The sequence below is a fragment of the Parafrankia sp. EUN1f genome (assembly GCF_000177675.1).
Lineage (GTDB): Bacteria > Actinomycetota > Actinomycetes > Frankiales > Frankiaceae > Parafrankia.
This window is the reverse complement of sequence record NZ_ADGX01000207.1, coordinates 1-13297: the sequence shown is the minus strand read 5'-3', so window position 1 is coordinate 13297 and position 13297 is coordinate 1. Positions and strand designations below refer to the sequence as shown.

Below are 13297 nucleotides of genomic sequence, written 5' to 3'. Positions count from 1 at the left end.
CCGCGGCGCCCGCGGCCGGCCCCCGCCCGGTGACCGCCGGGGCTCCCGCCACCGACGGGCACCCGGTGCTGGCCGAGCTGGGCGCCGCGATCGCGGATACCTCCGCCGCGCTGTCCACCGTCACGGACCGCTGGGCGGGCAGCCAGCGACCGACCCCGGCCACCCCGACCGGGCTGTCCACCCCCGCCGCGTCGGCCGCGTCGGCGGCTCCGGCGGCCGCGTCGGCTCCGGTGGCGGTCGGACCCGACGGTCGTCACACCGTGCGGCGTGAGCTCTCGCTGGCGACCATGCCCGAGGTGATCGACCACTGCTTCTACCGGCAGCCGCCGGGCTGGCCCGATCCGTCTGACCTGTTCCCGGTCGTGCCGCTGACGGGCGTGCTCGAGATGATCATCGCGGAGGCCGCCGCGCTGCGTCCGGGTCGGGTCGTGGTCGAGGTGAAGGACGTCCGCGCCACCCGTTGGCTCGCGATCGAACCGCCGGTGCAGGTGACCATCACCTGCACCCCGCTCACGCTGGACGAGATCAGGGTCGACGTGGTCGGCTACACCCGGGCGACCGTGGTCTTCGCCGCGAACCACCCGGCACCGCCCGCGACGACCGACGTCTCCACCGGGTTCGCCCCGTGCGCGGGGGCGGCGGGCGAGGTGGTGATTCCCGGTGAGGCCTCCTCGCCGCATTCCGGCCGGGCCATCTACGACGATCGGCTGCTGTTCCACGGTCCCGGCTACCAGGGCATCGAGTCGGTTGACGGGATGGCGCCGACCGGCCTGCGGGGCCGGCTGCGGGTGACGCACGCGAGCGGCGCGTTGCTCGACAACGCCGGCCAGTTCTTCGGCTACTGGGGAATGCAGTACCTCCCGTCGGACTGGCTGCTCTTCCCCGCGTCGGTGGCGTCGATCCGCTTCTTCGGCCCGCAGCCGGGCACCGGGGCGGGGCTGTCCTACCTGGGGCGGATCCGGGAGGTCACCGACCGCTCCGCGACCGCGGACATGGAGCTGCGTCACACCGACGGCCGCCTGTGGGCGCACGTGCGCGGCTGGACCGACCGGCGTTTCACCGAGGACGACGTCCTGTGGTCGATGGCGATGGCGCCGGAGGCCAACACGCAGGGCCAGTCCACCGCGGACGGCTGGCTGGTGGTGACGGAGCACTGGCGGGATCCGGCCTCCCGGGAGCTGTCGCTGCGCCACTACCTCGACGCGGCCGAGCGCGAGCAGCTGGCGCGGCACAACCCGCTCGCGGCCCGCTCCTGGCTGCTGGGACGTATCGCGGTCAAGGACGCGGTGCGCCGGCACTGGTGGGAGCGTGGGGCCGGCGAGGTCTGGCCGATCGAGGTCGGCGTGTCGAACCAGCCGTCGGGCCAGCCGGTGGTGGCCGCGGTGCCGGCCCGGCCCGGGCTGCCCACGCTGCACCGACCGGCGGTCAGCGCCGCGCACCGTCCGGAGATCGCGGTCGCGATCGTGGCGGACGGCGCTCCGGAGCGCGGGTCGGGCGTGGACGTCGGCGTAGATGTAGGCGTAGGCCGGAGCGCGACTGCCGGGGCAGGCCTGGGCATCGGGCTGGGCCGGGTGGAACGGCGGGACCGGGCCGCGGAGGCGGTCGTGCTCGCCGAGCAGGAGCTGCACCTGCTTGACGAGTTGGCCGGGGACGACCCGGACACCCGGGCGGTGTGGTTCGCCCGGTTCGCGGCGGCGAAGGAGGCGGCGGCGAAGGCGACGACGGCGGACGCGGACGCGGGCGCGGCGGCATCGGACGTGGCGGCATCGGACGTGGCGGCATCGGGCGCGGCGGTGAAGCCGGACGGGAGCGGACCGGCCGGCGATCCCCGGCGGTTCGTCGTCGGCCGACCGGTTCAGGGCGGCCGGCCGGTGGCCGCCGAGGTGACGCACGGTCCCGGTGGGGTGGTGGTTCGTCCCGTCGGCGAGCCGGGTGAGCGGCCCGGACTTCCGGCGCCGCTGCGGATTCCGGTCCTCGCGGCCACGCCGGCGAGGATCTCGGGCGGCCGGGGTGGCGATGACGGGCCGCGCTGGGTCGCGCTGCGCACCATGGACACCACCGGGCGTCCGCGGACGGACCTCGAGCCTGCCGACCGGCTGGTTGCTCAGGCCGGAGGCTACCTGGGCAACTATGTCGTGGCGTGGACCTCGCCACAGCTCCAGCGGACCGAACAGACCGAACAGATCCAACAGGCCGAACAGGTCGAACAGCTCGAACGGGCCGGACAGAGCTAGCAGGCCGGACAGAGCTAGCAGGCCGGACAGAGCTAGCAGGCCGGACAGGCGGCGAGGGCCGGAGCGGAGCGGTTCGCCGACCCGCGACCTCAACAACAGACAGAAGGAGCAGAGACAGCGATGACCACCGACCAGCCGACCGCCGCCGCGAGCGCGGACCAGACGGCCAGCGCGGAACGTGTGCTCTCCGAGGTGGCGGCGATCCTGCGCGACGTGATCGGCGAGGAGTACGTCGTCGACATGTCGATCGAGATGGACACCTCGTTCAACGAGGACCTGGAACTCGAGAGCATCGAGTTCGTCACCTTCGCCGACCGGCTTCGGGAGACCTACGGGGAGCACGTCGACTTCGTCGGCTTCCTGTCGGAGATGGACGTCGACCAGGTGATCAACATGAAGGTCGGGGAGGTCGTCGACTTCATCGTCGACAGCGCCCACGACGCCGCGCCGTCAGCCGCCCGGTAGCGCCGGGCCGAATCCTCATCTCGTGTGGGTCCCGAGCGGACCGCGTAGGCAACCTCTGTGAACGAAGCTAGGGAGAAGGCGCGTGGCTGAGATCGTCGCCAACGGCGTCCGTCTGCATGTGCAGCGGTTGGAACCGAAGGGCGGGGCCGGTCCGGACTCGCCGGTCGTCGTCATGGTGCACGGCATGGTGGTGGACAACATCTCCAGTTTCTACTTCGCGCTGGGCAACTGCCTGGCCGGCGCGGGGTGCGACGTGATCTGCTATGACCTGCGTGGCCACGGCCGCAGTGAACGGACGCCGACCGGCTACACCATGGCCGACTCGCTGGCGGACCTCTCGGCCCTGCTGGACGCGCTCGGGGTGGACCGGCCGGTCCACATCGTCGGCAACAGCTACGGCGCGACGCTGACCCTCGCGTTCGGCCTGGCGAACCCAGGCCGGGTCGCGAGCCTGACGCTCGTCGAACCGCCCTTCCTCATCGAGGGGCTCGGCGAGGAGATGGCCCGCTCGCTGACCCAGGTGCTCGCCGCCGTCACCGACGACGAGGTCGAGTTCTGGCTCGCCAACTCGGCCGGGCGCGCGGTCACCAGGATCGCGCGCTCCGCGCAGGCGCTGCTGAAGGAGACCTCGGTCGCCGAGGACATGCTGGCCACGCCGCCGTTCTCGCGGGAGGCGCTGGCCGCGCTGCCGATGCCCGTCCTGGCGGTCTACGGGGCGAACTCGGAGATCATCGACCAGGCTGAGGGGCTCGCCGAGCTGGTGCCCGACTGCACGCTGGTGGTGCTGGAGCAGACCACCCACATGGTGCTGCGGGAGGCCGCCGACTACCTGCGGGACCTGCTGCGGTGGTGGCTGTTCCAGCGCGACGAGCCGATTCCGCACCACCAGGTGCGGGGTGCCGGCTTCGACACGCCGGTCTGGGTCCGGGAGATGATCCCGCCGCCCGATCTCAACGGTGAGCATCGGACGGCCTCGCTGTCCGCCGCCGCGGGCTCGCCGGCGGACGCCTGAGCGCCTGAGCCCTGAGCGGACGCCTGCGGCGGACGCCCGATCTCACCAGGAGCACTGATGGGCCGCATTCTCTTCGTGGTGCCGCCGCTGACCGGCCACGTGAACCCGGCGGTGGGCATCGCGGGCGAACTGGCCGCACGTGGCCAGCAGGTCGCGTTGGTCGGGCACACGAGTGTCGTCGGACCGCTCGTGCCGCCGGAGGTGCCGCTCATCGCGCTGCCCGGCGAGATCACCGCGGAGCAGCGCGGCGAGCTGGAGGCCCGCTCCCGTTCGCTGCGCGGGCCCGCGTCGCTGAAGTTCCTGTGGGAGGAGTTCATCCTGCCGCTGGGTGACTCGATGGCCCGCGACGTGACCACGATCATCGACCAGTGGCGTCCGGACGTCGTCGTCGTCGATCAGCAGGCCGTCGGTGCGGCGTTGGCCGTGCGCCGCAGCGAGGCCCGCTGGGTGACCCTCGCGACGACGTCGGCCGAGTCCGACGATCCCTATGCCGTGCTCGCGGGCATCGGGAACTGGGTGGCCCAGCGGCTGCACCAGTTCCAGGTCGCGAACGGTGTGCCCGAGCCGGAGGCGACCCGCACCGACCTGCGTTTCTCCGAGGAACTGACCCTGGTCTGCTCGGTGCCCTCCCTGCTGCGTCCCGGGGGCCACCCGTCGCACCATGTGTTCGTCGGGTGCGCGGCCGGTGTCCGCCGGGCGTCCCCGGACTTCCCCTGGACCTGGCTCGACTCCGACCGCCGCACCGTGCTGGTCTCGCTGGGCACGGTCACCAGGGAAGCCGGCGGGCGGTTCCTGCGCGCGGCGGCCGAAGCACTGCTGGGGATGTCCGACCGGGCGCAGGGCATCATCGTCGCGCCGGCGGGGTCGCTGGACGACCTGGCTGAGAAGGCGCCCGACGACCTGCTGGTCCGGTCGTTCGTGCCGCAGGTGGACCTCATGCCCTCGCTGGACGCGGTCGTCTGCCACGCCGGCAACAACACGGTGTGCGAGGCGCTCTCGCACGGCGTGCCGCTGGTGGTGGCACCCGTCCGGGACGATCAGCCGATCATCGCCGAGCAGGTGGTGCGGGCCGGTGCGGGGCTGCGGGTGCGCTTCGGGCGCTCGACCCCGGCGACGCTGGCGACCGCGGTCGGCGCGGTGCTGGACGAGCCGTCCTACCGGGCCGCGGCCACCCGGCTGCGGGACGAGTTCACCGCCGCGGGCGGGGTTGTGACCGCCGCCCACCATATTGAGAAGCTTCTGCCCTAGCGTGGCTGGAGCTCGTGTGACGGCTGCAGCTCGTGCGACGGCTGCAGCTGGTGTAGCGGCTGGACCTGGTGTCGGGGCTGGAACCGGTGCAACGGCTGAGACCGGTGCGACGGTTGGGCGCGACGTTGCGGCGGGAGGATCGGTGGCGCCATGAGAACGGTGCTGCTCCTGGTGCCGGTTCTGGTGTGTGTCGGACTCGTGGTGAACGGCATCCGGCTGCGTGGCCGGCTGCGCCGGCTGGACACCGCAGTGGCGTCCGGCCGGCCGGTCGACCCGGCCCACGTGTTCCTCGTCGCCGAGGGTGTGCGCCTGTCCGAGGCCGCCTGCCGGGCCGCGAGCAACCATGCCCGCCGTGAGCGGCTGCTGGTGCTCGACCTCATCCCCGGCGACCTGACGGTCGAGCGTGCGCTCGACGTGGCCCGCATGGTCGACACCCGCACCTACCGGGCCGACCGCACGGCCGCGGGCCGGGGCGCCTTCCAGGCGATCCTCGTCCACCGCGGTCTGCTGGACCGGATCGGGATCACGCCCCGGGAGGATTTCGACCCGGTCGAGCTGGTCGACATCACCGCTCAGCTCAAGCGGTACGCCCCGGACGCGACGGACCTCGTGGTCGTGCACGGCCTGCAGGCCGCGCGGGACGACGCGGCCATGCGGGTGCGGGTCCAGCAGCGTGCCTACGCGTGCACCCCGGCCAGCCTGTACATGCCGTTCGCGCCGCACATCGGGACGGCCGTCGGTTCGCAGGTCAGCCAGAACCTGGCGTATGTGGCGATGCTGCTGTTCTGGTTCCAGCCGTTCTTCGTGTGCGCGGGAAAGGTTCCGCTCGCCCCGCGGGATCTGATCCGCAGCCCGATAGTGCGCATCCTCGGCATCGTGCTGTTCGTCGTCCACTCGGTGCGGGCCGGGCGTCGCGCCGCCGAGGCGAAGGCCGCGGGCCTGCCCGCGGACCCGGTGAAGGAGGACCGGCGCCGCCACCGGGAGGAGACGACCGCCTGGTACGTCGCCCGCGCCCGCCGCGTCGGGCGGCTGCGCGAGGCGACCAGCACCGAATGCCCCTGGTGCGGCTCCGGGCACCTGACCGTCCGGCTGCGCTCGGTGGATCTCACCATGGGCAAGCCCGGCAGCTTCCGGCTCGACACCTGCCGGCGCTGTGGCCACATCTTCCTCAACCCGGCGCTCACCCCGGACGGCCAGGACTACTACGAGCGGGACTGGCGGGACGGTTTCGCCGTCGAGGCCGCCGAGCACTCCCGGATGCGCGAGGCGCCGGCGGACCGCGCCCGCGCCGAGCTGCTGCGCCCTCATGTCACCCCGCGGGCCTGGCTGGACGTCGGCGCCGGCTTCGGGCACTTCTGCAACGTCGCGCGGCGGCACTGGCCGATGACCACCTTCGGGGCGCTCGACGTCACCGACGCGATCGACGAGGCGTGCGCGCGCGGCTGGGTCGAGGCCGCCTACCAGGGCGAGCTTGTGCAGGTCGCGGACAGCATCGCCGGGCGCTACGACGTGATCAGCATGTTCGGCTACCTGGAGCGCACCCGATATCCGTCCGAGGAGCTGGACGGCGCCGTGAAGGCCCTGCCGCCCGGCGGCCATCTGATGCTCGAGCTGCCGAACCCGTCCTGCCCGGCCGCCCGCTGGCTGGGGCGTTACTGGGCCGGCTGGGACGTGCCGCGTCGGCAGCACTACATCCCGGTCGACAACCTGCTCGCGGCGCTCGAGGACCGCGGGATGCGCCCCATCGTGGTCCAGTTCGGCCCGGCGCAGCGCCCTGGCGACCTCACCCGTGCCCTGCGGCTGCTCATCGCGAACCTCGCCCCGAAGCCCGAGCCGTGGGTGCACGCCAGCCGGGCGGGGATCGGCCGGCGGGTGCTGCGGGCGGTCCTGCTGCTGGCCGCGGTCGTCCCGTTCGGGCTGGCCTGGGGGCTGGACAGGCTGACCCGGCCCGCGCTGGCACGGGGGAGGCGGTCCAACACCTACCGGGTGCTCGCCCGCAAGGAAGGCTGACCTGGCCCGGCGCCTCAACAGCCCCTCGGGTCCTGAGCTCCTCGGGTCTTGCTCGGTAGCAGCTGCGGCCGGTGGCCGCAGCTGAAGATCTGAGGATTTCGGTCGTTCTGGAGCCCGTCGTAGAGTCCCGAGGCTCGGGCTTCCGTTGCCGCCGCCCACACTGCCGCTGCTTCCGAGTAAGGAGTGAGGATTCTGGCTGCGGCAGCGACCGAAATCCTCACTTCTTGCGGATTGCCGAATCCCGATTGCGGCTATTGGTGTGGATTGCTGGCGTGGCGAAACGCGAACCGGCCGCCGCCCCCGATGGGGGCGACGGCCGGTTGGGCAACCTCAGGGATCAGCAACCTCAGGGATCAGGGTGCCTGCTGGTCGGCGAGCGGCAGGTAGATGCGGGAGCCCTGCTCGGCGAACTCCCGGGACTTCTCCGCGAGCCCGGCCTGCACGGCCTCCTCGGTCTCGAGGCCGTGCTCGGCGGCGTACTTGCGGACGTCCTGGGTGATGCGCATCGAGCAGAAGTGCGGGCCGCACATGGAGCAGAAGTGCGCGGCCTTCGCCGGCGCCGCAGGGAGTGTCTCGTCGTGGTATTCCCGGGCGGTCTCCGGGTCCAGCGAGAGGTTGAACTGGTCGTCCCAGCGGAAGTCGAACCGGGCGTCGGAGAGCGCGTCGTCCCAGGCCTGCGCGCCCGGGTGGCCCTTCGCCAGGTCCGCTGCGTGGGCGGCGATCTTGTAGGCGATGACGCCGGCCTTGACGTCCTCCCGGTCCGGCAGGCCGAGGTGCTCCTTGGGGGTCACGTAGCAGAGCATCGCGGTGCCGTACCAGCCGATCATCGCCGCGCCGATCGCGGAGGTGATGTGGTCGTAGCCGGGCGCGATGTCGGTGGTGAGCGGACCGAGCGTGTAGAAGGGCGCGTCGTGGCACAGCTCGGCCTGCAGGTCCATGTTTTCTTTGATCTTGTGCATCGGGACGTGGCCCGGGCCCTCGATCATCACCTGGACGTCGTGCTCCCATGCCACCTGGGTCAGCTCGCCCAGCGTGGCCAGCTCCGCGAGCTGCGCGGTGTCGTTCGCGTCGGCGATCGACCCGGGGCGCAGCCCGTCACCGAGGGAGAAGGTGACGTCGTAGGCGCGCAGGATCTCGCAGAGCTCGGCGAAGTTCGTGTAGAGGAAGTTCTCCTGGTGGTGGGCGAGGCACCACGCGGCCAGGATCGAGCCGCCCCGCGACACGATGCCGGTCTTGCGCTTCGCGGTCATCGGCACATACCGCAGCAGCACGCCGGCATGGACCGTCATGTAGTCCACACCCTGCTCGGCCTGCTCGATGACGGTGTCGCGGTAGACCTCCCAGGTGAGCTCCTCGGCCTTGCCGCCGACCTTCTCCAGCGCCTGGTAGATCGGGACGGTACCGATCGGGACGGGCGAGTTGCGGATGATCCACTCGCGGGTGGTGTGGATGTTCCTGCCCGTCGACAGGTCCATCACGGTGTCGGCGCCCCACCTGGTCGCCCACACCATCTTCTCGACCTCCTCCTCGATCGACGAGGCGACGGCCGAGTTGCCGATGTTCGCGTTGATCTTCACCAGGAGGTTGCGGCCGATGGCCATCGGCTCGCTCTCCGGATGGTTCACGTTCGCCGGAAGGACCGCCCGCCCGGCGGCGATCTCGTCCCGCACCAGCTCCGGCGCCAGGCCTTCCCGAAGCGCCACGAACTCCATCTCCGGGGTGATCTCGCCCCGCCGGGCGTAGGCGAGCTGTGTCACCGCCTGGCCGGCGAGTGCCCGCCGCGGCGCGCGTGCGGAACCGATGAACAGGTCGGCCTCGGGTGCGCTCGTCCTGCTGCGCCCGTCATCGGCGGGCTGGACGGCCCGACCTGTGATCTCCTCGGTGTCTGCGCGGTCGATGATCCAGCTGGACCGCAGTGCCTGCAGGCCCCGCCGCACATCCACCCCGGCGCCCGGGTCGGTGTACGGCCCGGAGGTGTCGTAGAGGACGAGGCTGTCTCCGGTGCTCAGCGCGACCTCGCGCATGGGCACCTGAAGGTCGGGCCGGGAACCGGTCAGATAGGTCTTGCGGCTGCCGGGGAACGGCCGGGCCAGAATCCCGTCCGCCTCGGCGCCGGCCGGGCCGGGGGTGGGAACGGTGGCCGTTGGCCGCTGGGGCGCAAGCCCCGACTCGGAAGAAATCGGTGCATTGTCGGACGAAGTGGACTCAGATTGCGCGGGCTGGATGGGACGCACCACCTTTGATCACTCCCTACGCCGGAATTACCCGGACAGGTTCAGGCGGTCGGCGGCACCGGCTGTTGCCCGGCCGCCCTCTCAGCCTCCCAGGGTGGAAGCTCCCGCATCTGCCTCGACGCTACGGCAGGCGCCACCCCTTCGCCACCCCCTTGGTCATCTTCGCCAAGTTCGTCACGTACCGGTTCGTGCCATTCGCCGGATGGCGCGGCGCGGTCGGCGCAGGCGTGGGGCCCAGCGGCGGGACGGATCGGAGCGCGCTCCCGCAGCGCCGCCCCGACCAGGGCGGCAACCTCCTCCGGGGTCTCCCAGAGATGTTCGGTAGGCACAGTGAGGACCACTTTCGTGGTCGAAAGCACCAGGGCCGGGCCGGGTCGGCCGACGCGCACAAGCACCCGCCAGGGCCGATACCAGACGTCGAGCCGGCCGGTGGGAAGGTCGGGGGAGCCGACGGCCACTGTCTGCCCGGTGGGCAGCGAGAAGGCGATCTCGATCTGCCGGTAGAGGCGGGACAGCAGTTTCGGGGTGCGGCGGCTCTGATCGTCGAGAGTCTCGCCGATCAGGGTGCGCCGGGTGATCGGCCCGCGGCGCGCCAGCGCCCGCCGCATCGCCTCGACGGTGACGAAGCCCTGGCCCAGGGCATCGACGACCACGGCGCGGGCGGTGCCACGGTCGCCGGACCATTCGGCCAGGTCGACCACGGAACGGGCCGGCACGGTGCGGGGTGGCAGCCGGGCGCGGTGCACGTCCGCCGGGGTGAGCCGGGCCGTGCGGCGGAAGGCCACGCCGGGCACCGGCGCGATACGGCGCTCGGGTGGAACCAACACCGTGACGACCTCGTCATCGTGGCCGACCAGACCGTCCAGCTCGGCGGCGGTGGCCCCGCCGAGCACCGCTCCCTGGCCGCCCGCGAGCAGGCCGGCCCAGGCTCGCTGGACCAGGGCCGGCCCGACGGCCGTCGTGATCAGGACTCCCGGCGCGGGCTGCCGCCACGTGCCGGCGGTGACCCGCGCCCGGATGTCGGCCCGGGTGAGACCGGCGCCGATCGCGTCGCGCTCGCTGATGACACCTGACTGGAGGTCGGCGATCTCCTGCCAGGGGAGTCGGCCGGGACGGGCTGTCATACCCAGACAATGGGCATTGTCCATCCGTTGTGTCTATGGTGGGTTGCCGGTCTGTGGAAAACTACTCCTGGACTGGCTCCAGGCTCCTATTCCATAAACGCATACAACGATTCGGTCAGGCCAGGTCGGGAGCGGTTCGGGGGCCGGTGCCGCGGGCCCGTATCGTGTGCGACCGGCACCTGCGCGAAATTGTGGGTGTGTTGCCGCGCAGCAGTCTGCTTGCACGTGTGATGGTGGTGTCCAGTGCGGGGCGTGGAGGTGGTCGGAGACGTGTGGCTTCGGCCCGGAGGTCGGAGGAATGTCGACACACCGAAGGTCCGGCCGGTCCTTGGGCCGCCGGCGAGGAGACGGGGGCGGCGGTCGCGTGCCCGCGCAGTCGATTGCGATCGGTTTGGCCGCGGTCAGTGCGACACTGGTGGTCGGTGCCGCCGGCGCGATACATGTGGTCGACTCCGGAGCGGATCCGGAGATTTCGGCGGCGGCCGCCCGCAGTGAGGTGCCGTCGGCCATTCCGGCCCCGGCAGCTTACGGAGCATCCGGCCTCAAGGAAGAGGGCACGATCGGGGACATGGCAGGCGGCGCGATACCAGGTGTGGGCGATCTGATGATGTCACGGATCCCCTCATCCACCCGGCAGGCCATCGTCGTCACCGGGGCGGACGAATCCGCGACGGTGAACCAGGTCGTGCTCTGGCAGCGCACCGACGAGGATTCGCCCTGGGCGCCTGTCGGCGCCCAGATCGCGGGTCGCAACGGTGCCAACGGATGGACGCACGATCACGTCGAGGGTGATCTGCGCAGTCCCATCGGCGTCTTCAGTCTCACCGCGGCGGGGGGGCGTTACCCGGACCCTGGCACCGCGCTGCCCTATGAGTACCGTCCGTCCTTCTACCAGGCCGGCAGCTATGACGGTGACCCGATGGGGGAGGCCTTCAACTACGTCGTGGCGATCGACTACAACCGCCTGCCGGGCCATCCGCCGTCGGATCCGACCCGCCCGCTTGGCGGCTCGGCCGGGGGCGACATCTGGCTGCACGTGGACCACAACACGCCCACGCGGGGATGCGTCAGCCTCCCGCAGGCCTCGATGGAGACCGTGCTCCACTGGTTGACGCCGAGCAGCCATCCAATGATCATCATGGGTGACCGGGCGAGTGTCGAGGCCTCCACCGACGTGCGGTGAGCATGTGCCCTGCCGCCCTGCCGCCCGCGAGGGCCCCGCGTCGCCGCATCGCGTCGGCAATTCACGCCGATAGGGGCAAAAAGGGCGCAGGATCCTTTGGTGATCCGCAAGAAGTGAGGATTTCGGTTGCTGTCGCAGCCATCATCCTCACTTCTTGCTCGGCAGCGCCCCAGACGTCGCCCCAACTCAGCCGCAGCTCGGCTAGGCCTTCTTCTCGGCGTGGCCGCCGAACTGCTTGCGCATGGCCGAGAGCAGCTTGTCCGCGAACAGCGACTCGCCCCGGGAGCTGAACCGCTCGTACAGCGACGCGGTCAGCACATGCGCCGGGACGCCCTCCTCGACGGCGGCGAGCACCGTCCAGCGGCCCTCGCCGGAGTCCGAGACCCGCCCGCTGAAGGCGGCCAGCTCCGGGTCCTCGACCAGCGCGGTCGCGGTGAGGTCCAGCAGCCAGGAGCTGACCACGCTGCCGCGCCGCCACACCTCCGCGACCGCGGGGAGGTCGAAGTCGAACTGGTAGTACTCCGGTTGGGCCAGCGGTGTCGTCTCCGCGTCGTGCTGGTCGGCCTGCGACCGGCCGATGCCGGCCTTCTCCAGAATGCCCATGCCTTCGGCGAAGGCCGCCATCATGCCGTACTCGATGCCGTTGTGGATCATCTTGACGAAGTGGCCTGCCCCGTTCGGGCCGCAGTGCAGATAGCCCTTCTCGGCCTGGGTGACCTCACCCGACCGCCCGGGCGTCCGCGGAGCGGTCTCCACGCCCGGCGCGATCGTCTCGAACAGAGGCTCCAGCCGGGAGAAGACCTGCGGCTCTCCGCCGATCATGAGGCAGAAGCCGCGCTCCAGGCCGAACACGCCGCCGGACGTGCCGACGTCCATGTAGTGCACGCCGCGCTCGGCGAGCTTCGCGGCCCGGTCGATGTCGTCCCGGTAATAGGAGTTGCCGCCATCGATGATCACGTCATCGGCCTCGAAGTGTTCGGCGAGGTCGAGGACGGTCTGGCCGGTCAGGCCGGCGGGCACCATCACCCACGCCGCCCGCGGGGTGCGCAGGGCCCCCGCGAGGTCCGCGAGTGAGTGCACACCGACGGCGCCCTCGGCGGCGAGCGCCTTCACCGCTTCCGGATTCACGTCGTAGACCACACATTCGTGCCCGTCGCGCATAAGCCGGCGAACGAGGTTCGCGCCCATCCGGCCGAGTCCGATCATTGCGAGCTGCATGTGAACTCCCGGTGGTCCTGCACGGACCGGTCGAAGGTGAGGTCCTCACCCACCATCCTGCCGTTGACCTCGGGACACGACGGCGCGGCCTCGGTCACTGTTGGTGCATCGTGCGCCGCGCGCCGGGCCGAGGGGGAGGCGGAGGGTGAGAGGGTAGGTCATGACGGTCGCGTGCGACGGGGCCGAAGGCACCGCGTTGGCCGCACGCCATGCCGGTCGTACACATGCCGGTCGTACACATGCCGATCGCACGCCATGCCGATCGCACACCATGCCGGTCGCGCGCGACGAGGAGGGCGTACTCATGAGCAGAGGCGACGTGCCCGGGCCGGGAGATCCCGCCGGTGCCGCGAGCGAGCCCGACGTCGTGGTGATCGGGGCTGGTCCGGCGGGCGAGGTCGTCGCGGGGCGGTGCGCCGAGGCCGGGCTGTCGGTGGTGGTCGTCGAGCGGGAACGGGTCGGCGGCGAGTGCTCCTACTGGGGGTGCATCCCCAGCAAGACACTCATCCGTCCGGGCGAGGTCCTCGCCGCGGCGCGGGCCGCGCCCGGTGCGGGTGGCGCCGCCGGTG

Annotated in this window: 10 protein-coding genes and 1 riboswitch; of the genes, 8 read left to right on the top strand and 2 right to left on the bottom strand. The window is 71.6% G+C overall.

Annotated elements, in window-relative coordinates; translation table 11 throughout:
• The 5 genes from FREUN1FDRAFT_RS47595 to FREUN1FDRAFT_RS34850 form a co-directional block, all read left to right on the top strand.
• The coding region (locus FREUN1FDRAFT_RS47595) for a polyketide synthase dehydratase domain-containing protein (RefSeq protein WP_006545089.1) at nt 1-2234 on the top strand (2234 nt) is incomplete at its 5' end.
• A 120-nt stretch (nt 2235-2354) separates the two neighbouring features.
• Entirely contained in the window at nt 2355-2699 is a 345-nt protein-coding gene (locus tag FREUN1FDRAFT_RS34865) for a phosphopantetheine-binding protein (RefSeq protein ID WP_006545088.1), read from the top strand.
• 82 nt (nt 2700-2781) lie between these two features.
• Nucleotides 2782-3711 carry an alpha/beta fold hydrolase gene (locus tag FREUN1FDRAFT_RS34860; protein ID WP_006545087.1) on the top strand — a complete coding sequence of 310 codons (930 nt, stop codon included), beginning with the start codon at nt 2782-2784 and terminating at the stop codon, nt 3709-3711.
• 57 nt (nt 3712-3768) lie between these two features.
• Nucleotides 3769-4959 (top strand): glycosyltransferase, encoded by a 1191-nt coding sequence (locus FREUN1FDRAFT_RS34855; protein WP_006545086.1) that lies wholly within the window; start codon nt 3769-3771, stop codon nt 4957-4959.
• A gap of 150 nt (nt 4960-5109) precedes the next feature.
• Nucleotides 5110-6969, top strand: a complete 1860-nt coding sequence (locus tag FREUN1FDRAFT_RS34850; protein WP_006545085.1) for a class I SAM-dependent methyltransferase — start codon at nt 5110-5112, stop codon at nt 6967-6969.
• A 353-nt stretch (nt 6970-7322) separates the two neighbouring features.
• On the opposite strand, the gene thiC is transcribed toward FREUN1FDRAFT_RS34850, so the two are convergent.
• Entirely contained in the window at nt 7323-9065 is a 1743-nt protein-coding gene (gene thiC, locus FREUN1FDRAFT_RS34845) for a phosphomethylpyrimidine synthase ThiC (protein WP_035956926.1), read from the bottom strand.
• Between the two features lie 134 nt (nt 9066-9199).
• A riboswitch (TPP riboswitch) is annotated at nt 9200-9321 on the bottom strand.
• Nucleotides 9322-9517: 196 nt separating this feature from the next.
• On the opposite strand from thiC, the gene FREUN1FDRAFT_RS40780 reads away from it, so the two are divergent.
• Nucleotides 9518-10276, top strand: coding sequence for a hypothetical protein (locus FREUN1FDRAFT_RS40780; protein WP_157475742.1), 759 nt, complete (start codon nt 9518-9520; stop codon nt 10274-10276).
• 349 nt (nt 10277-10625) lie between these two features.
• Nucleotides 10626-11510 carry a L,D-transpeptidase family protein gene (locus FREUN1FDRAFT_RS34835; protein ID WP_006545082.1) on the top strand — a complete coding sequence of 295 codons (885 nt, stop codon included), beginning with the start codon at nt 10626-10628 and terminating at the stop codon, nt 11508-11510.
• A 201-nt stretch (nt 11511-11711) separates the two neighbouring features.
• On the opposite strand, the gene gnd is transcribed toward FREUN1FDRAFT_RS34835, so the two are convergent.
• Nucleotides 11712-12728: a phosphogluconate dehydrogenase (NAD(+)-dependent, decarboxylating) gene (gnd, locus tag FREUN1FDRAFT_RS34830; protein ID WP_006545081.1), complete on the bottom strand. Its 1017-nt coding sequence runs from the start codon at nt 12726-12728 to the stop codon at nt 11712-11714.
• 304 nt (nt 12729-13032) lie between these two features.
• On the opposite strand from gnd, the gene FREUN1FDRAFT_RS34825 reads away from it, so the two are divergent.
• Nucleotides 13033-13297 (top strand): FAD-dependent oxidoreductase (locus FREUN1FDRAFT_RS34825; RefSeq protein ID WP_006545080.1); only part of this gene is annotated, 265 nt, incomplete at its 3' end.